This is a genomic window from Streptomyces eurythermus, from assembly GCF_014649115.1.
Taxonomy (GTDB): domain Bacteria; phylum Actinomycetota; class Actinomycetes; order Streptomycetales; family Streptomycetaceae; genus Streptomyces; species Streptomyces eurythermus.
Genome location: NZ_BMSK01000012.1, coordinates 1 through 19729 on the forward strand (window position 1 = coordinate 1; position 19729 = coordinate 19729).

The following is a 19729-nucleotide window of genomic DNA, read 5'->3' on the forward strand; positions in this document are numbered from 1 at the left end:
AACTTCATCCGCGCACCACGGCCATAGCCGAGCCGCCGCCGCGCCAGGTGGTCCGCCACCATCTCCGTGGTGATCGGCACGCCGGCGGGAAGACCCTCCAGCGTCGCGACAAGTGCGGGACCGTGGGACTCCCCCGCGGTCAGCCAACGCAGCCTGCTCAACGGTGCTCCTCAGTGCTCGCGCCCGGTACTGCCCGGCGTGCGCGTCGTGGCGCACGGCGACGGCGTCACCGGGTGCGCGACCCCGGCACGCCACCTCCGATCCTCCCACGTCCCGGGGCGCCGGACAGCCTCCGGTCCAGCACGCGGACGCCCGCGGAAGCGTCAGCGGCCGGCGAGCGCCTTCTCCCCGGCCTGCCGCATGGCGTCCAGCGGGCCCGGGACCTGCCCGGTCATCTGCTCGAACTGGAGCACGGCCTGGTGGACCAGCAGGTCGAGGCCGCCGACCACGGCGCCGCCGAACATGGACCAGCGGGCCGCCAGTTCGGTGGGCCAGGGGTCGTAGAGCACGTCGAAGAGGGTGGCCGGGCGTTCGGGTACGGCGGCGGCGAGCGCGTCGGTCGTCCCGGCGGGCGTGGTGGCGATCACCAGCGGGGCGCTCAGCGCCTCGGCGGCGTCGGCCCAGTCCGCGGTGCGCACCTCCACGCCGAGCCGCTCCCCCCACTGCCGCATCTCGGCGGCGCGGGCCTCGCTGCGGACGTAGGCGACGACCTCCCCGGTGCAGATCCGGGCCAGCGCGGCGAGCGCGGAGGAGGCGGTGGCACCGGCGCCCAGGACGGCGGCGGAGCCGACCTCCTCGATGCCGTGCTCGCGCAGGGCGGCCACCATGCCCGGGATGTCGGTGTTGTCGCCGCGCCGGCGTCCGTCCTCGGTGAGGATCAGCGTGTTGACCGCGTCGACCGCGGCCGCGGTGTCGCTGACCTCGTCCAGCAGCGGGATGACGGCCCGCTTCAGCGGCATGGTCAGCGACAGCCCGGCCCACTCGGGCCCGAGCCGGTCCAGGAAGCCGGGCAGCGCGGCCTCGTCGACGTCGAAGCTGTCGTACGACCAGCCGGTGAGCCCGGCCGCCTCGTACGCCGCCCGGTGCAGCACCGGGGAGAGGGAGTGGGCGATCGGAGAGCCGAGCACGGCGGCACGACGGCCGTCAGTTGCCCGTGTTGGCATTGAACTTGTCCTTGAGCTCGAGGAATTCCGCGTACGTCTTGGCGAACTCGGTGTTGCTCATACCGTCGGTCGCCACGAAGTAGACCCAGCCGTCGTGCGTCGGGTTCAGCATCGCCTTCAGCGCGTCCTCGCCGGGGTTGCCGATCGGGCCGGGCGGAAGCCCCGGGTGCTTGTACGTGTTGTACGGGCTCGGGTTGCTGTTGATCTCCTCCTCGGAGATGTGGATGTTGCTCTTGCCGAGGAGGTAGTTGTAGGTCGAGTCGAACTGGAGCTTGCGGTTGGTCTCGGTGTTGTCGGGCTTGAGGCGGTTGTAGACCACCTCGGCCATCTTGCGGAAGTCGTCGTGGGTCTTGCCCTCGGCCTGGACCAGGCTCGCGACCGTGACGAGCTGGTAGGCGCTGTCGAGGTCGAATTCCCTGGCCTTCTCGTTCAGGCCGTAGGCGGCGTACTTCTGCTTGGCCTGGCTGACCATCTGCTGGAGGATGACCTCCGGCTTCATGCCCTTGGCGGCCGGATAGGTGCCCGGGAAGAGGAAGCCCTCCAGCGGGTCCTTGAGATCGGCGTGGTTCTGCGCCCACGCCGGCAGTCCGAAGTCCTTGTACTTCTGCTCGGCGGCCTTCTTCGTCGTGCCCGAGGACAGTTCCAGCTTCTTGTCGATGGCCGCGTAGACGCCCGAGTTGCGCTCGCCGGGGGTGACGATGACGTTGTTCTGGCTGCGCGGGTCCAGCATCAGCTTGACGGCGCTGCCGGCGGACATCTCCTTCTTCAGGAGGTAGGCGCCGGCCTGGATGCCGTCGGCGCCCGGGGTGTTGGTCTGGGCGTGGACGAACGCCTCGGCGCTCTTGACCACCCCGGCCTCCTTCAGGCGGCGGCCGATCTCCCAGCCGCCCGCGCCCTTGGGGATCTCGACGGTGACCGTCTCGCCGGTGCCGTCGCCCGCGTAGTCCGGGGCCGTGCCGAAACGATTTTGGTAGAACTGGTACCCGAAATACCCGACTCCGCCGAGGCCGCCGCCGAACACGAGGACGACGACCATGCAGGCGCAGCCGGTACGCCGCTTCTTGCTCTTGACCGGCTTGCGGCCCTTGCCGCGCCGCTCCCGCCGGGTCGCGAGTTCATGCCCCCCGTCGTCGCCCGCGCCGCCGCCGGCCACCGCCGGGGCCTGCTCCTCGTCCTCGGCCGGCTCCGCCTCCGGGCCGGGCTCGGGCCGCCTGCGGCCGGGCGGCTCCGGCGGCGGGTAGGCGTCCTCGGTGCCGTAGAGGTCGGGCTGCTCCCCGCCGTACGCGACGGGCTGCTGGCCGTAGGGATCACCGGGGTCGGCGGCGTAGGGCGCCTGGCCGAGGGTGCCGGTCGCGTCCCAGCCGCCCTGGTGGAACTGGTGCTGGGTGTGCCCGGCGAGCTGCTGGTCGTACGGCCGGCCGTCGTGGTGCGGGTGCTGCTGCCCCTCGTATCCGGGCTGCTGTCCCTGGCTCCAGTCGCCGTACCCCGACGCCTGCGGATAGTGCTGCGGCCGGCCGCCGTACGGGGACTGCGAGCCCTGCTGGGCCTGCTGTCCGCCCCATCCGCCGTCCCCGGACAACGGGTCCTCCGGATTCCACGGTTCGGAGCCTTGGCCCCGGCCATACTCAGTCATCGATCCCCTAGAGCCGCGAGGCCTACGGTCCCGCGGCCCGTCGGCCGGATCCCGTTCCGCCTCTTGCTGTGCCCCGGCTGTTCGAACACCGGCGCATCGCGCGGAACGTTACCGTATCGCGATCAGATGACCACTTCGACGCCCTCACCGGGTGGTTTGCCTGACACCCGTTCGGATTCCAGGGCCTGCTGCAGGATGATCACGGCCGCCGCCTGGTCGATGACCGAACGGCCCTTCTTGGACTTCACGCCGGAGGCGCGCAGTCCCTGACTGGCCGTCACGGTCGTCATCCGCTCGTCCACCAGGCGCACCGGCACCGGCCGGACCCCCCTGGCCAGTTCCTGCGCGAAGGCGCGGACCTTGACGGCGGCCGGGCCCTCGCCCCCCTTGAGGGAGCGAGGGAGGCCGACGACGACCTCGATCGGGTCGTACTCCTCCACCAGTTGACACAGGCGGCGGTGGGCGGCGGGGATGTCCCGGCCGGGGACGGTCTCCACCGGGGTGGCGAGGATCCCGTCGGGGTCGCACGAGGCGACCCCGATCCGGGCGTCCCCGACGTCGATCGCGAGCCGACGTCCTCTGCGCATCTGTTCGAGCCGTCCCTACTTGGCGGTCTCGGCGACGAGCCGCTCGACGGCCTCGACGGCCTCGCCGACGGCGGCCGGGTTCTGGCCGCCGCCCTGGGCCACGTCCGGCTTGCCGCCACCGCCGCCGCCGAGGGTCTTGGCGGCGGTACGGACCAGGTCACCGGCCTTGAGGCCGCGGTCGCGGGCGGCGTCGTTGGTGGCGATGACCGTCAGCGGCTTGCCGTTGTTGACGGTGAACAGTGCCACCACGGCGGCCCGGCCGCCCTGGATCCGGCCGCGCACGTCCAGGACCAGCTTGCGCAGGTCGTCGGGCGTCGTGCCGTCCGGCACCTGACCGGTGACCACGGCGACACCGCGGACGTCCTTGGCGGACTCGGCGAGGCCGGCGGCGGCCTGGAGGACCTTCTCGGCGCGGAACCGCTCGATCTCCTTCTCGGCGTCCTTCAGCTTGCCGAGCATGGCGGAGACCTTCTCGGGCAGCTCCTCCGGGCGGCCCTTGAGCAGCTCGGTCAGCTGGTTGACCACCGTGTGCTCACGGGCGAGGAAGTTGTAGGCGTCCACGCCGACCAGGGCCTCGATACGACGCACACCGGAGCCGATGGAGGACTCGCCGAGCAGCTTCACCAGACCCAGCTGGGCGGTGTTGTGCACGTGCGTGCCGCCGCACAGCTCCTTGGAGAAGTCGCCGATCGTCACGACGCGCACCCGCTCGCCGTACTTCTCGCCGAACTCGGCGATGGCGCCCTGCTTCTTGGCCTCGTCGATGCCCATGACCTCGGCGTGCACGTCCAGGTCGCGGGCGAGCACCTCGTTGATCTTCTGCTCGACGTCGGTCATCACGGCCGTCGGAACGGCGGACGGGGAGCCGAAGTCGAAGCGGAACCGGCCGGGCTGGTTCTCCGAACCGGCCTGGGCGGCCGTCGGGCCGAGGGCGTCGCGCAGGGCCTGGTGGGTGAGGTGGGTGGCCGAGTGGGCGCGGGCGATGGCCGTGCGGCGACGGGCGTCGATCGAGGCGTGGGCCTTGGCGCCGACGGTCACCTCGCCGACCTGGACGACGCCCTTGTGGACGTACACGCCCGGGACCGGCTTCTGGCAGTCGCGGACCTCGATGACGGCACCGGTGTCCACCTTGATGCGGCCGGTGTCGCCGATCTGGCCGCCGCCCTCGGCGTAGAACGGGGTGCGGTCCAGGACGATCTCGACCTCGTCGCCCTCGGTGGCGGCCGGGGAGGAGGCGCCGTCGACCAGGATGCCGACGATGGTGGACTCGCCCTCGGTGTCGGTGTAGCCGATGAAGTCGGTCTCGCCGGCGCTGTCGGCGATCTCGCGGTAGGCGCCCAGGTCGGCGTGGCCGGTCTTCTTGGCCTGGGCGTCGGCCTTGGCGCGCTCCCGCTGCTCCTTCATCAGGCGGCGGAAGCCCTCCTCGTCCACGGACAGGCCCTGCTCGGCGGCCATCTCGAGGGTGAGGTCGATCGGGAAGCCCCAGGTGTCGTGGAGCAGGAACGCCTTGTCGCCGGAGAGGACGGTGCCGCCGGAGGCCTTGGTCTCGGAGACGGCGGTGTCCAGGATGTTGGTGCCGGCCTTCAGCGTCTTGAGGAAGGCGTTCTCCTCGGCGAGGGCGACCTTCTCGATGCGCTCGCGGTCGGTGATCAGCTCGGGGTACTGCTGCCCCATCATGCCGATCACGGTGTCGATCAGTTCCTTGACGACCGGACCGGTGGCGCCGAGCAGCCGCATGTTGCGGATGGCGCGGCGCATGATGCGGCGCAGGACGTAGCCGCGGCCCTCGTTGCCGGGGGTGACGCCGTCGCCGATGAGCATGGTGGCGGTGCGCATGTGGTCGGTGACCACGCGCAGGGACACGTCCGAGTCGTGGGCGTCGCCGTAGCGCACGCCGGTCAGCTCGGTGGCCTTGTCGATGACGGCCATGGAGGTGTCGATCTCGTACATGTTCCGCACGCCCTGCAGAATCATGGCGAGCCGCTCCAGGCCGAGGCCCGTGTCGATGTTCTTGCTCGGCAGGTCCCCGAGGATCTCGAAGTTGTCCTTGCCGATGCCCTCGCCCCGCTCGTACTGCATGAAGACGAGGTTCCAGATCTCGACGTACCGCTCGTCGTTGACGGCGGGGCCGCCCTCGGCGCCGAACTCGGGGCCGCGGTCGTAGTTGATCTCGGAGCAGGGGCCGCACGGGCCGGGCACGCCCATGGACCAGTAGTTGTCCTTCATGCCCAGGCGCTGGATGCGCTCCTTCGGCACGCCGACGACCTCGTGCCAGATCCGCTCCGCCTCGTCGTCGTCCTTGTAGACGGTGATCCACAGGCGCTCGGGGTCGAGGCCGTAACCGCCCTTGTCCTGGGGCGAGGTGAGCAGCTCCCAGGCGAGCTTGATGGCGCCTTCCTTGAAGTAGTCGCCGAAGGAGAAGTTGCCGCACATCTGGAAGAACGTGCCGTGCCGCGTGGTCTTGCCGACCTCTTCGATGTCGGGCGTGCGCACGCACTTCTGCACGCTGGTGGCGCGCGGGAACGGCGGCTTGACCTCACCCAGGAAGTAGGGCTTGAAGGGCACCATGCCGGCGGGGACGAGGAGCAGAGTCGGGTCGTCCGCGATGAGCGACGCCGAAGGGACGACGGTGTGCCCGCGCTCCTCGAAGAAGCTCAGCCAGCGGCGGCGAATCTCGGCCGACTCCATCAGTGGTCCTCATTCCGGTTGTACGAGTACATCGGGGCTTCGATGTACTTCGGTGTGCTGCGGTTGTCGCTGTGGTGGTTCTCGATGGCGGTGTACCGCCGGGGCGCGGGGAGCTCGGGGTCCTCGTGGATGCCGAGGGCCTCCTCCAGCTCGGCCTCCCGCCGGGCCATGTTGTCGCGGACGTCGAACGCGAAGCCGACCGCGCGGTCCTTCAGGCGCTGACCGGTCTCCAGGGCCTTGTTCGCCGCGGTGGCGGCCAGGCTCTCCGGGGTCAGCTGCCTGATCTTGCGGTTGACCTTGGTGGTGGCCCACACACCGGCGGCGACACCGGTGGAGAACCAGAACGTACGGCGGAACATCGCTCGGTCTCGTCCTTACTTCCGCTTGCGTCGTGCGGCGGGGACCGTCCGGCCCACGATCACGGTACGCCGGGCCGACTTGGCGGGCACGTCCTCCCCCTTGCGGCCGCCGAGCGCCCGGCGGACGCCGTAGCCGAAGGCCGCGACCTTGACCAGCGGGCCGCCGAAGGTGGAGGCGACGGTGGTCGACAGCGCGGAGGCGTTGGAGGCGACCTCCTGGACGTCGGAGGCGATCGCGTCGACCCGGTCGATCTGGGTCTGCGCGGAGCGCACCGCCTGGGAGGCGTCGGCGAGCAGCGGGACGGCCTGGTCGGTCACGTCCGCGACGAGCTTGGTGGTCGCCTTGAGCGTCTGGGCCAGCCTCGCCAGCGCGACCGCGAGGAAGGAGACCAGGATCGCCCAGAAGACGGCCACCAGGATCCCGGCCACCTCTGTACCGGACACTGTGCGCACCCGCTCCCTGAAACGTGCCTGAGCATCGGAAAAGTCGTGTCCCGAGCCTATCGCGCCGGGGCCCCGGGTCCGTACCGGATTCCCCGCCGCCGCGGGCGCGCTCGCGCCGGGTGATTGTACGCAGTGAACACGGTTCAGTACGCTCCGTGTCCCATGCGAGATCCTCACGCTCCCGGCCCCTGGACGGGCGGCGCCCCGCCCCTGGAACTGACCGCTTTCGTCGGGCGCTCGGCGGAGCTGGCCGAGCTGACGGCGGCCCTCGGCCGGGCCCGGCTGGTGACCGTCACCGGGGCGGGCGGGGTGGGCAAGTCCCGGCTGGCGGTGCGGGCGGCGGCGCGGTGGGCGGCCGGTGAGCCGGGCGGTGCGGGCTGGGGCCGGGTGGAACTGGCCGAGGTGCGCGATCCGCAGTTCGTGGAGTACGCGGTCGTGGAGGCGCTGGGGCTGACCGACCACACCACCCGGCTGCCCCGCGAGACGCTGCTGGCGCAGTTGGCGGACCGGCGGATGCTGCTGGTGCTGGACGGGTTCGAGCATCTGGCGGAGGCGTGTGCCCGGCTGGTGGCCCGGCTGCTGCGCGGGCTGCCCGGGCTGCGGGTGCTGGCCGTGGGCCGGCGCCCGCTGGGCCTGGCGGGCGAGCGGCTGTTCCCGCTGGCGCCGCTCGGCCCCGAGGAGGCGGTGGAGCTGTTCACCGACCGGGCCCGGGCGCACGGGGTGCCGGTGGCCGACGGCCCCGAGGTCCGGGAGCTGTGCCGGCGGCTGGAGGGGATCCCGCTGGCGCTGGAGCTGGCGGCCGGACGGCTGCGCGCGCTGTCCCCGGCGCAGCTGCTGCACCGCCTCGGCGACCGGTTCCGGCTGCTGACCGGCGGCGCCCGGGACGCGCTGCCCCGGCACCGGACGCTGCGCACCGCGATCGGCTGGAGCCACGAGCTGTGCACCCCGGCCGAACGGCTGCTGTGGGCGCGGCTGTCGGTGTTCGCGGGCTCCTTCGACCTGGAGGCGGCCGAGTACGTGTGCGGCGGGGCGGGGCTGCCCGCAGAGGACGTGCTGGACGTGCTGTCGGAGCTGCTGGCCCAGTCGGTCGTCGCCCGTGAGGAGACCCCGGCGGGCCCGCGCTACCGGATGCTGGACACGGTCCGGGAGTACGGCGCCGAGTGGCTGGCGGCGGCCGGGGACGCGGACCGGCTGCGCAGACGGCACCGGGACTGGTACCTGGGCCTGGCGGCCTGGTGCGAGCTGGAGTGGTTCACGCCCCGGCAGCGGGAGGTGGCCGCGCGCGTGGACGTGGAGCTGCCGAATCTGCGGGCCGCGCTGGAGTGCTGCCTGGCCGAGCCGGACGAGGCGCACCTCGGCCAGCACCTGGCGGGCTCCCTGTGGTTCTGCTGGGTGGGCTGCGGGCGGCTGTCGGAGGGACGGCGCTGGCTGGAGCGCACCCTGGAGCCGGAGTCGGGGCACGAGCGGGCCCGGCTGAAGGCGCTGTGGGTGCTGGGCTACGTGGCGGTCCTCCAGGGCGACACCGGGCCGGCGCTGCGCGCGCTGCGGACCTGCCGCGAGCGGGCGGAGCGGGCGGGCGACGCGGCGGCGGTGGCGTACGCCGAGCACCGCACCGGCTGTCTGGCCCTGGTCACGGACGACATGGCCGGTGCGGAAACGCTGCTGCGCTCGGCGCTGGAGCGCTACCGGGCGATCGGCGAGCTGAACAGCAACGTCCTGATGGGCCGGGTGGAGCTGGCGATGGCCCGGGCGTTCCAGGGCGACCTGCCGGGCGCGGTGCGCATGTGCGAGGAGGTGCGCCGGGTCTGCGAGGACCGCGGGGAGCGCTGGGCGCGTTCGTACGCGCTGTACGTGCTGGCGTACGCGGCCTGGTGCGACGGGGACCCGGCCGGCGCGCGGGAGCTGCTCGCGCACGCGCTGGCCGACGCGCACGCGTTCCGGGATCTGCTGGGCTCGGTGCTCGTCCTCGAGCTGCTGGCGCTGGTGACGGTGGCGCAGGGCGATCCGGTGGAGGCGGCGGTGCTCCAGGGCGCCGCCGGGCGGCTGTGGCCCTCGGTGGGGCTGCCGCTGTTCGGTTCGGCGTACTACAACGCGCCGCACGAGCGGTGCGAGGCCGCCGCGCGGCGGGCGCTCGGCGACGCGCGGTACGCCGAGTGCGTGCGGGCGGGGGCCGGGCTGGACCGGGAGGCGGCGGTGGCCCGGGCGCTGCGGCAGCGGAGGCCGGGGGCGTTGGGCGCCCTGCCGGCGCCGCGCGGCCCGGTCACGGACACCGGCCCCGGACAGCGCGAACCCGCCGCCTCGCCCACCCGGAAGGGCGGGGAGACGGCGGGCTGAGGCGTACGCCGTGACCTGGGTCAGCGGGCGTAGTACTCGACGACGAGCTGCTCGTCGCAGATCACCGGGATCTCCTTGCGGTTCGGCTCGCGGTCCAGGCGGAACGCCAGGGCCTTGAGGTTCACCTGGAGGTAGCGCGGGGTCTCGCCGTCGGGGGCGAAGCCACCCTCACGGGCGATCTGGAACAGCGTCTTGTCCTTGGAGCGGTCGCGGACCTGCACGACGTCGTCCGGGCGGACACGGAAGGACGGCTTGTCGACCTTCTGGCCGTTGACCTGGATGTGGCCGTGGACGACCATCTGGCGGGCCTGGTAGATCGTGCGGGCGATGCCCGAACGCAGGACCAGCGCGTCGAGGCGGCGCTCCAGCTCCACGATCAGGGCCTCACCGGTCTTGCCCTGGACCTTGGAGGCACGCTCGTAGGCGCGCACCAGCTGGCGCTCGGAGATGTCGTACTGAGCGCGCAGGCGCTGCTTCTCCAGCAGACGGACCTTGTAGTCCGAGTTCTGCTTGCGGCCGCGGCCGTGCTCGCCCGGCGGGTAGGGGCGGGCCTCGAAGTACTTGACGGCCTTCGGGGTCAGCGCGATGCCGAGGGCACGCGACTTCTTGACCTTGGGGCGGGACTGGTTCGCCACAGTTATCTCATTTCCTAGATTCCGGCTCGTCAGGGTTTAGGGAGGTCGCATCCGCAGCCGGGAAAACCCGTCGGGTCCGCGCGGGACCTGCCGGGCAGCCGCTTCCCTGGTCTGGGCACATACGTGCAGCACGCGAGTGGCCCACCGACCGTCCCGGGATCTCACGGGGGGTGGTGGGCTGCCCGCGACACCGTTCGACGGTGCGCGACGCTCCTGGAGCCGGTCCGCGGGGAACCGGGTCTCCGGCCGGTTGTCCCGCTCTGACAGCACGGAACTCGGCACTTCGCAGCAGTCTACAGGCTGCTCAGGACCGCTTGCGACCGAGGTGTCTGCGGGTCCACTCGACGGCGTCCGCGTACCTGGCCTCGGCGCCGTGCCGACCGGGGGTGTAGTACTCGCGGTCCTTCAGGGCGTCCGGGGCGTACTGCTGTTCGGCGATGCCCTCCGGCAGGTCGTGCGGGTACACGTACCCCTGGGCGTGGCCGAGCTTGGCGGCGCCCTTGTAGTGCCCGTCGCGCAGATGCGGGGGGACCGGGCCGGCCAGGCCCTTGCGCACGTCGTCCAGGGCGGCGGCGATCGCGGTGGTCGCGGAGTTGGACTTGGGTGCGAGGGCAAGGGCGATGGTGGCGTGGCTGAGGGTGAGGGCGGCCTCCGGGAAGCCGATCATGGCGACGGCCTGGGCGGCGGCGACCGCGATCGGCAGCGCGGTGGGGTCGGCGAGGCCGATGTCCTCGCTGGCGGAGATCATCAGCCGGCGGGCGATGAACCGGGGGTCCTCGCCGGCCTCGATCATGCGGGCCAGGTAGTGCAGGGCCGCGTCGACGTCGGAGCCGCGGATGGACTTGATGAGGGCGCTGGCGACGTCGTAGTGCTGGTCGCCGTCGCGGTCGTACTTCACGGCGGCGCGGTCGACGGTCTGCTCCAGCGTCCGCAGGCCGATCTCGCTCTCGCCCTGGTCGAGGGCGGCTCCGGCGGCGGCCTCCAGGGCGGTCAGGGCACGCCGGGCGTCGCCGCCGGCGATCCGCAGCAGGTGCTCCTCGGTCTCCTCGGGGAGCGTGACGGCGTTCTTCAGGCCGCGTTCGTCGGCGAGGGCGCGCCGCAGCAGGCCGCGGATGTCGTCGTCGGTGAGGGGTTCGAGGGTGAGCAGCAGGGAGCGGGAGAGCAGCGGGGAGATCACCGAGAAGTAGGGGTTCTCCGTGGTGGCCGCGATCAGGGTCACCCAGCGGTTCTCCACGGCCGGCAGCAGGGAGTCCTGCTGGGCCTTGCTGAAGCGGTGGATCTCGTCCAGGAAGAGGACGGTCTCCTTGCCGTAGCCGCCGGTGGCGCGGCGGGCGCCGTCGATGACCGCGCGGACCTCCTTGACGCCCGCGGTGATCGCGGACAGCTCCACGAACCGCTTGTCGGTCGCCTTGGACACCACGTACGCCAGGGTGGTCTTGCCGGTGCCGGGCGGGCCCCAGAGGATCACCGAGGACGGACCGGCGGGCCCGCCGGAGCCCTCGCCGACCAGGCGGCGCAGGGGGGAGCCGGGCGCCAGCAGGTGCTGCTGGCCCACGACCTCGTCGAGCGAGCGCGGGCGCATGCGCACCGCCAGGGGGCTGCCCGCCGGGTCCTTCTCCTGGCGTTCTTCTGCTGCGGCGGTGAACAGGTCGGGTTCCACGCTGAAACCCTAGAGCACCGCACTGACAATCCGGTCGGGGCCGTCAGCTGGTCCAGAACTCCCACCAGCGGGTCAGCACCAGCATGCCGATGATGCCGATGTGCGCGACCGGCACGACCCAGGTGAACTCGCCGAAGAAGGACCGCAGCCAGCGCGGGGCCGGGAGGAAGGCGTTGCGGACGTTGAACGAGGTGACGTACCAGAACATGGTGATCGTGGCGACCCAGGCCAGCGAGCACCACAGGCACAGGGCGTTGATCCGGTACAGGGACTGGAACTGCAGCCAGGTGCAGAAGCCCACGCCGAACAGGGTGCCGAAGTTGAACGTGAGCCAGTACCAGCGCGGGAACCGGGCGCGGGCCAGCAGGCTCATGCCGACGCAGATGACGATGCCGTAGGCGACCAGCCCGAGCATCGGGTTGGGGAAGCCGAAGGCGGCGGCCTGCTTGCTCTCCATGACGCTGCCGCAGGAGACCACCGGGTTGAGGCTGCACCCGGGGGTGAAGGTCTTGCCCGCGACCTTGGCCTCGAGGAGCTTGAACTTGTCGATCGTGATGACCCACGCGGCCAGCAGTCCGGCCGCGCCGGTGATCACCAGCAGGATGGCGAGGGCACGGCTGCCGCCGGCCGCGCGCGGGGTGTCGGCGGCGCGCTCCGGACCGGGCTCCGCGGAGACGTCGTTCACTGTCGTCTTGCTCATCACGCCGATTCCGTCACTCGAGGGTCGGACCATCTTCGGGCACGGGTCATTGTGCCGCACGCGCCTGTGTGCGCACCGTTCGTTGCGCATAAGGATCTACGTACGACCGCTGCCCCCGCCGGGTTCCGGACAGCGGCCGGCCCACCCACGACAAGGGCGCCGGACGCCCCCTCGGGGGTGTCCGGCGCCCACGCGCGCGTGCGGCTAGCCGAGCCGGGACTCCAGTTCCGCCACGATCTCGTTGACGCCGATCGCGGTCTGCTCGCCGGACTCCATGTCCTTGAGCTGGACGACGCCCTCGGCCAGGTCGCGCTCGCCGGCGACGATCGCGTAGCGGGCGCCGGAGCGGTTGGCGTTCTTCATCGCGCCCTTCAGCCCCTTGCCGCCGTAGGCGAAGTCGGCCGCGATGCCCACCTTGCGCAACTCGGTGACCTTGGCGAACAGCACCCGGCGGGCCTCCTCGCCGAGCGGGACGGCGTACACGGACGTCGAGGCCGGCAGGTCCAGCCGCACGCCCTCGGCCTGGAGCGCGAGGACCGTGCGGTCGACGCCCAGGGCCCAGCCGACGGACGGCAGCGCGGGGCCGCCGATCATCTCGGACAGGCCGTCGTACCGGCCGCCGCCGCCCACCGCGGACTGCGCGCCCAGACCGTCGTGCACGAACTCGAAGGTGGTGCGGGTGTAGTAGTCCAGGCCGCGCACCAGCCTGGGGTCGTCCTCGAAGGAGACGCCCGCGGCGGTGATCAGCTCGCGGACCTCCTCGTGGTACGCCTTGCACGCGTCGCACAGGTAGTCGCGCAGCAGCGGGGCGCCGGCGAGCTGCTTCTGGACCGACTCGCGCTTGTCGTCCAGGACCCGCAGCGGGTTGATGTCGATGCGCCGGCGGGTTTCCTCGTCGAGGTCCAGGCCGCGCAGGAAGTCCTGCAGCGCGGCCCGGTACACCGGACGGCACTCCTTGTCGCCCAGGCTGTTCAGCAGGATGCGGAAGTTCCTCAGGCCCAGCGAGCGGTACGCCTGGTCGGCCAGGATGATCAGCTCGGCGTCCAGCGCCGGGTCCTCCGCGCCGATCGCCTCCGCGCCCACCTGGGAGAAGTGGCGGTAGCGGCCCTTCTGGGGGCGCTCGTAGCGGTAGTAGGAGCCGGAGTACCAGAGCTTGACCGGGAGGTTGCCCGTCTTGTGCAGGTTGGCCTCCAGGGCCGCCCGCAGCACGGACGCGGTGCCCTCGGGGCGCAGGGCGAGCTTGTCGCCGCCCTTGGTCTCGAAGGCGTACATCTCCTTGGTCACGATGTCGGTGGACTCGCCGACACCGCGCGCGAACAGTTCGACGTTCTCGAAGCCGGGGGTCTCGATGTAGCCGTAGCCGGAGTCGCGCAGCGGGGCGGCGATGGCCTCGCGGACCGCCAGGTAGGCGGCCGAGTCCGGCGGGATCAGGTCGTAGGTTCCCTTGGGGGCCTGAAAAGTGCTCAACGTAGGTCTCTCGTCACATTCCTCGTCGGGGAGCGTCCGCGCTTCCCGGGCCGGCGGCCACCTGCCGCAGATAGGGGTTGGTGGCGCGCTCCTGGCCGATGGTCGTCTGGGGGCCGTGGCCGGACAGCACCACGGTGGAGTCGTCGAGCGGCAGGCACACGCGGGCCAGCGACTCGAGCATGTCCTCCATGGATCCGCCCGGCAGATCGGTGCGTCCGATGGAGCCGGCGAACAGCAGATCCCCGGAGAAGAACACCGACGGGACGTCGGCGCTCTCGGGCATCCGGAAGGTCACCGACCCCTTGGTATGGCCCGGCGCGTGCGCGACGGAGAACGTGAGTCCGGCCAGTTCCAGGGCCGTGCCGTCCGTCAGCTCCCGGACGTCGTCCGGCTCCCCCACGGTCAGCTCGCCCATGAGCGGCATGCCGATGGAACGGCCCAGCGCCTTCTCCGGGTCGCTCATCATGTACCGGTCCTCGGGGTGGATCCAGGCCGGTACCTCGTGCGCGCCGCAGACGGGGACGACCGAGGCGACGTGGTCGATGTGGCCGTGGGTGAGGACGACGGCGACGGGCTTGAGCCGATGCTTCCTCAGCGTTTCCTCGACGCCTTCGGCGGCCTGGTGGCCGGGGTCGATGATCACGCACTCCTCACCGGCGGCGGGGGCGACGAGATAACAGTTCGTCCCCCAGGCCCCGGCGGGGAACCCGGCAATGAGCACGATCGTCCTTCGTTTGTGTCGGTTGCAGGCGGCTTCAGCTGCTCCCAGAGCCTACCGGCGCTGCCGTTTCCTCAGCGAACCCATATACGGTACGGGGCTACACGCAGCGGTCGGAGCACGAGGACGCACGCGTGCCGCCCGACACACGACACGCATGAGGAGAGAACCCGGTGGTCAGCCAGGAGCAGCGGCGGCGTCAGCTCGCCCGGGAGAAGTTCTTGCGGCAGCAGCAGCGGCGCACCGAGGCGCGGCGCAAGGCCCGCCTGCGCAACTCCGTGATCGCGTCGGTCCTGGGCGTGGTCGTGATCGGCAGTGTCGCCCTGTACACGACGGGCGTCCTCAAGGACGACGACAAGAAGACGACGAGCGCGAGCGGCGATGCCACGCCGAGCGCCGCGCCGACCAGCAAGGCACCGGACCCCTGCGAGAAGCCGGCGGCCGGCTCGGTCAAGAAGCTGAGCTGGAAGAAGGAGCCGGCGATGACGATCGACACGTCGGCGAAGTACACGCTGAAGCTCGCGACGACGTGCGGGGACATCGGCGTCGCGCTGAAGACGTCGGCGGCGCCGCACACGGTGAACTCGTTCGACTTCCTCGCCGGCAAGGGCTACTTCGACCACACCAAGTGCCACCGGCTCACCACCCAGGGCATCTACGTCCTGCAGTGCGGTGACCCGCAGGGCACCGGCGCGGGCGGTCCCGGCTACACGCTCCCGGACGAGAACCTCAAGGACAAGAGCCTGAAGAACAGCACCTACCCGGCGGGCACGGTGGCGATGGCGAACACCGGGCAGGCGCACACCGGCGGCAGCCAGTTCTTCCTCGTCTACAAGGACAGCCAGCTGCCGCCCAGCTACACGCCGTTCGGCACGGTCGACGCGGCGGGCATGAAGGTGCTGGAGAAGATCGCGGCGGCCGGTGAGAACACGGGCGCCGGCGACGGCGCGCCGAACGCGACGGTCGTGATCGACAAGGCGACGGTCGCCAAGTCCTGACCCCCGTGCCCGGACCCCGCCGGCCCCGGCCGGCACCCGGAACCGAAGGTCAACGGGGCGGGCGGCGGAATTTCGGTCGCGCTGGATGCGGACAGGCCGCCCGCCGGTCGCCTATGTTGGCCGTGACGAAACTGTGGACGATGCCCGGGGGTGCTGCGGCCCCCCGCAGGCATCATGTGGAGGAGGCGCTGTGAGCAGCGACCCGTGGGGCCGCGTCGACGAGACGGGGACCGTGTACGTGCGTACGGCCGACGGCGAGAAGGTCGTCGGTTCCTGGCAGGCTGGCTCCCCCGAGGAGGCGCTGGCCTACTTCGAGCGCAAGTACGAGGGCCTGGTTGTCGAGATCGGCCTCCTCGAGAAGCGCGTGCGGACCACCGACCTGTCGGCGAAGGACGCCCAGGCCGCCATCGGCCATCTGCGCGAGCAGGTGGACGCGCACCACGCGGTCGGTGATCTGGACGCGCTGCGCGAGCGGCTGGACAAGCTGGTCGCGACCGTCGAGGCGCGCCGCGAGGAGCGCAAGGCGCAGCGGGCCAAACAGTCCGACGAGGCCCGCAAGGCCAAGGAGGACCTGGTCGCCGAGGCGGAGCGGCTGGCGCAGTCCGACCAGTGGCGGGCCGCCGGTGAGCGGCTGCGGGCGCTGGTGGACACCTGGAAGGGGCTGCCGCGGCTGGACCGCAAGTCCGACGACGAGCTGTGGCACCGCTTCTCGCACGCCCGGTCGGCGTTCTCCAAGCGGCGCAAGGCGCACTTCGCGCAGCTGGACGCACAGCGCGAGGAGGCCCGGCGGGTCAAGGAGCGGCTGGTCGCCGAGGCCGAGGCGCTGTCCGGGTCGACGGACTGGGGTCCGACGGCCGCCCGGTACCGCGAGCTGATGGCGGAGTGGAAGGCCGCGGGCCGCGCCCAGCGCGAGCACGAGGACGACCTGTGGAACCGCTTCCGCGGCGCCCAGGACGTGTTCTTCGCCGCCCGCAGCTCGGTGTTCGCCGAGCGGGACGCCGAGCAGTCGGAGAACCTGAAGCTGAAGGAGGAGCTGGCCGAGGAGGCCGAGAAGCTCCTGCCGGTCACCGACCTGAAGGCCGCGCGGGCCGCCTTCCGCTCGATCAACGAGCGCTGGGAGGCCATCGGTCACGTCCCGCGGGACGCCCGGCCGAAGGTCGAGGGCCGGATGCACGCGGTGGAGCGGGCGATCCAGGAGGCCGAGGAGGCCGAGTGGCGCCGGACCAACCCGGAGGCACGCGCGCGTGCCGAGGGTCTGACCGGTCAGCTCCAGGCCGCCGTGGACAAGCTGCGGGCGCAGATCGACCAGGCGCGGGCCCAGGGCAACAACGCCAAGGCCGACAAGCTGCAGAAGGAGCTGGAGGGACGTCAGGCGCTCCTGGACCAGGCCCTGAAGGGCCTGCAGGAGTTCGGCGGCTGAACCCCTCACCGCAGGACTGAAAGGGCCCCGTACGCGCGTACGGGGCCCTTTCGCGTCCCGGAGGGTCCGCCCGGGGCCCTGGGGCACTACGAGCGGCTGCGTCCCGACGTCACGCGGTACACGTCGTACACGCCCTCCACGCCCCGGACCGCCTTCAGCACGTGGCCGAGGTGCTTGGGGTCGCCCATCTCGAAGGTGAACCGGGAGGTGGCCACCCGGTCCCGGGAGGTCTGTACGGCCGCCGACAGGATGTTGACGTGCTGGTCGGACAGCACCCGGGTGACGTCCGACAGCAGCCGGGACCGGTCCAGCGCCTCCACCTGGATGGCGACCAGGAAGACCGAGGACTGGGTCGGCGCCCACTCGACGTCGAGGATGCGCTCCGGCTCCCGGGACAGCGAGTCGACGTTGACGCAGTCGCTGCGGTGAACCGATACGCCGCTGCCGCGCGTGACGAAGCCGATGATCGGGTCTCCAGGGACCGGCGTACAGCAGCGGGCCAGCTTCACCCACACGTCCTCGACGCCCTTGACGACCACGCCCGGGTCGGCGGTGGAGCGCCGCTTGCGCCCGCGGCCGCGGGACGGCGGGACCGTCTCGTCGATCTCCTCGGTGGCCGCCTCCTCGCCGCCGAGCGCCTGGACGAGCTTCTGCACGATGTTCTGCGCGGAGACATGGCCCTCGCCGATCGCCGCGTACAGCGCGGAGATGTCCGAGTAGCGCATCTCGTGCGCGAGGGTGACCAGCGAGTCACCGGTGAGGATCCGCTGGATCGGCAGGTTCTGCTTGCGCATGGCCCGCACGATGGCGTCCTTGCCCTGCTCGATCGCCTCGTCCCGGCGCTCCTTGGAGAACCAGGCGCGGATCTTGTTGCGCGCCCGCGGCGACTTGACGAAGCCGAGCCAGTCCCGGGACGGGCCGGCGCCGGGCGCCTTGGAGGTGAACACCTCGACCAGGTCGCCGTTGTCCAGGGTGGATTCCAGCGGGACCAGCCGCCCGTTGACCCGCGCCCCTATGGTGCGGTGGCCGACCTCGGTGTGCACGGCGTACGCGAAGTCCACCGGGGTGGCGCCGGCCGGCAGGGCGATGACGTCGCCCTTGGGCGTGAAGACGAAGACCTCGTTGCGGGACAGGTCGAAGCGCAGGGACTCCAGGAACTCGCCCGGGTCCTCGGTCTCCTTCTGCCAGTCCAGCAGCTGCCGCAGCCACGCCATGTCGTTGATGGCGTCCTTGTCCTTCGCCGACGTCTTCGGCGCGTCGGTGCGGACCTTGGAGGCGCCGGCGACGGCCTCCTGCTTGTACTTCCAGTGCGCGGCGATGCCGTACTCGGCGCGGCGGTGCATGTCGAACGTGCGGATCTGGAGTTCGACCGGCTTGCCGTTGGGGCCGATGACCGTCGTGTGCAGCGACTGGTACATGTTGAACTTGGGCATCGCGATGTAGTCCTTGAACCGGCCGGGGACCGGGTTCCATCGCGCGTGCACCGTGCCGAGGGCGGCGTAGCAGTCGCGGACCGTGTCGACGAGGACGCGGATGCCCACCAGGTCGTAGATCTCGGCGAAGTCGCGGCCCCGCACGATCATCTTCTGGTAGACGCTGTAGTAGTGCTTGGGGCGGCCGGTGACGGTGGCCTTGATCCGGGCGGCGCGCAGGTCGGACTGGACCTCGTCGGTCACTATGGCCAGGTACTCGTCACGCTTGGGCGCCCGCTCGGCCACCAGCCGTACGATCTCGTCGTACATCTTGGGGTAGAGGATCGCGAACGCGAGGTCCTCCAGCTCCCACTTGATGGTGTTCATGCCGAGGCGGTGGGCGAGCGGAGCGTAGATCTCCAGCGTCTCGCGGGCCTTCTTCTCCTGCTTCTCGCGCTTGAGGTAGCGCATGGTGCGCATGTTGTGCAGCCGGTCGGCGAGCTTGATGACCAGGACCCGCGGGTCCTTCGCCATGGCCACGACCATCTTGCGCACGGTCTCGGCCTGCGCGGCCTCGCCGAACTTGACCTTGTCCAGCTTGGTCACGCCGTCGACCAGCAGGGCGACGACGTCGCCGAAGTCGCGGCGCAGGTCCTCCAGGCCGTACTCGGTGTCCTCGACGGTGTCGTGCAGCAGCCCCGCCATCAGGGTGGCCGGGTCCATGCCCAGCTCGGCGAGGATGGTGGTGACGGCGAGCGGGTGCGTGATGTACGGGTCGCCGCTCTTGCGCTTCTGGCCGCGGTGCCAGCGTTCGGCGACCTGGTAGGCGCGCTCGATCTGGCGCAGCGTGGAGTTCTCGATCTTGGGGTCGTTGCTGCGCACTATGCGCAGCAGCGGCTCCAGGACCGGGTTGTAGGGGTTCGCGCGCTGGACGCCGAGGCGGGCGAGGCGGGCCCGGACCCGGTTGGAGGAGGCGGTCCGGGTGGGCTGCGTGGCCGGCTGGCGGACCACCGGGGGCTGCGTCGGGCGCTCGGCCGGGGCCTGCTTGGGGCGCGCGGACTCCGCGCTCTTCTCCACGGGCGCGGAGTGGGCGTGCTCGACCGCCCCGCGGGTGTCGTTCTTCACCTGGGAAGTGCTCGGCGCGGGCTTCGCCGCGGCGGCCGAGGCGGGCTCGGGCTTGGCGGCGGTCAGTGGCTGGGCCTCGTCTGGCAAGAGGACTCCTCGTGCGCGATCCGGGTCCCCCGGTCAGGCTCCGGAGACCCCATGGTAGCGATCCTGCGCCCGGTCATCGCCTTCAGGCGGCTGTGAGGACCGTCTACCCCTGCAACGCGAAAGGCTGCCACGGGATTCCGGACGGCCGGTCGCGAAGCACCCGCACCGACCTCCGCGACGGGCGGTCGACCCCGCCCGGACCTGCGAAAACGCCGATTCGGACGCACAGAACACCGGCTACGGACCCGGCGGCACGCAAACGGCCGCCCCGGCACACACATGCCGGGGCGGCCGTCGCG

General features: G+C 71.6%; 16 protein-coding genes. 3 read left to right on the plus strand and 13 right to left on the minus strand.

Translation table 11 applies throughout. From position 1 onward, the window contains the following. The 7 genes from IE251_RS22670 to IE251_RS22700 form a co-directional block, all read right to left on the minus strand. The coding region (locus tag IE251_RS22670; protein ID WP_157855558.1) for a chorismate synthase at window positions 1-161 on the minus strand (161 nt) is incomplete at its 3' end. Between the two features lie 162 nt (window positions 162-323). After that, entirely contained in the window at window positions 324-1163 is an 840-nt protein-coding gene (locus IE251_RS22675; RefSeq protein ID WP_189754854.1) for a shikimate dehydrogenase, read from the minus strand. Further along, entirely contained in the window at window positions 1144-2796 is a 1653-nt protein-coding gene (gene mltG, locus IE251_RS22680) for an endolytic transglycosylase MltG (RefSeq protein ID WP_189754855.1), read from the minus strand. The genes IE251_RS22675 and mltG overlap by 20 nt, the downstream gene beginning before the upstream one ends. A gap of 122 nt (window positions 2797-2918) precedes the next feature. Then, entirely contained in the window at window positions 2919-3383 is a 465-nt protein-coding gene (gene ruvX / locus IE251_RS22685; RefSeq protein WP_189754856.1) for a Holliday junction resolvase RuvX, read from the minus strand. Window positions 3384-3398: 15 nt separating this feature from the next. Then, window positions 3399-6071: an alanine--tRNA ligase gene (alaS, locus tag IE251_RS22690; protein WP_189754857.1), complete on the minus strand. Its 2673-nt coding sequence runs from the start codon at window positions 6069-6071 to the stop codon at window positions 3399-3401. Further along, on the minus strand, window positions 6071-6430 hold the full coding sequence (locus IE251_RS22695; RefSeq protein WP_030780949.1) for a hypothetical protein: 360 nt from the start codon (window positions 6428-6430) through the stop codon (window positions 6071-6073). The genes alaS and IE251_RS22695 overlap by 1 nt, the downstream gene beginning before the upstream one ends. Window positions 6431-6445: 15 nt before the next feature. Continuing rightward, window positions 6446-6883, minus strand: coding sequence for a DUF948 domain-containing protein (locus IE251_RS22700; RefSeq protein WP_189754858.1), 438 nt, complete (start codon window positions 6881-6883; stop codon window positions 6446-6448). A gap of 153 nt (window positions 6884-7036) precedes the next feature. On the opposite strand from IE251_RS22700, the gene IE251_RS22705 reads away from it, so the two are divergent. Next, a complete protein-coding gene (locus IE251_RS22705) occupies window positions 7037-9208 on the plus strand; it encodes an ATP-binding protein (RefSeq protein ID WP_189754859.1) in 2172 nt (723 codons plus the stop codon). Between the two features lie 20 nt (window positions 9209-9228). Here the strand turns inward: IE251_RS22705 and rpsD are convergent, their stop codons facing one another. The 5 genes from rpsD to IE251_RS22730 all read right to left on the minus strand — a co-directional run bounded on the left by rpsD (window position 9229) and on the right by IE251_RS22730 (window position 14391). Further along, on the minus strand, window positions 9229-9843 hold the full coding sequence (gene rpsD / locus IE251_RS22710; RefSeq protein WP_020938857.1) for a 30S ribosomal protein S4: 615 nt from the start codon (window positions 9841-9843) through the stop codon (window positions 9229-9231). Window positions 9844-10147: 304 nt separating this feature from the next. Further along, a complete protein-coding gene (locus IE251_RS22715; protein ID WP_030613857.1) occupies window positions 10148-11503 on the minus strand; it encodes a replication-associated recombination protein A in 1356 nt (451 codons plus the stop codon). A 43-nt stretch (window positions 11504-11546) separates the two neighbouring features. Further along, a complete protein-coding gene (locus tag IE251_RS22720) occupies window positions 11547-12203 on the minus strand; it encodes a vitamin K epoxide reductase family protein (protein WP_189754860.1) in 657 nt (218 codons plus the stop codon). 204 nt (window positions 12204-12407) lie between these two features. After that, window positions 12408-13670 carry a histidine--tRNA ligase gene (hisS, locus tag IE251_RS22725; RefSeq protein ID WP_189754861.1) on the minus strand — a complete coding sequence of 421 codons (1263 nt, stop codon included), beginning with the start codon at window positions 13668-13670 and terminating at the stop codon, window positions 12408-12410. 13 nt (window positions 13671-13683) lie between these two features. After that, window positions 13684-14391, minus strand: a complete 708-nt coding sequence (locus tag IE251_RS22730) for an MBL fold metallo-hydrolase (RefSeq protein WP_189754862.1) — start codon at window positions 14389-14391, stop codon at window positions 13684-13686. A gap of 170 nt (window positions 14392-14561) precedes the next feature. Between IE251_RS22730 and IE251_RS22735 the strand changes: the two genes are divergently transcribed. Together IE251_RS22735 and IE251_RS22740 are read left to right on the plus strand one after the other, a co-directional pair. After that, entirely contained in the window at window positions 14562-15386 is an 825-nt protein-coding gene (locus IE251_RS22735; RefSeq protein WP_189754863.1) for a peptidylprolyl isomerase, read from the plus strand. A 190-nt stretch (window positions 15387-15576) separates the two neighbouring features. Further along, window positions 15577-16806, plus strand: coding sequence for a DUF349 domain-containing protein (locus tag IE251_RS22740; protein WP_189754864.1), 1230 nt, complete (start codon window positions 15577-15579; stop codon window positions 16804-16806). An 86-nt stretch (window positions 16807-16892) separates the two neighbouring features. Here IE251_RS22740 and relA read toward each other — a convergent pair whose 3' ends face one another. After that, window positions 16893-19430 (minus strand): GTP pyrophosphokinase, encoded by a 2538-nt coding sequence (relA, locus tag IE251_RS22745; RefSeq protein ID WP_189754865.1) that lies wholly within the window; start codon window positions 19428-19430, stop codon window positions 16893-16895. Window positions 19431-19729: the final 299 nt, after the last annotated feature.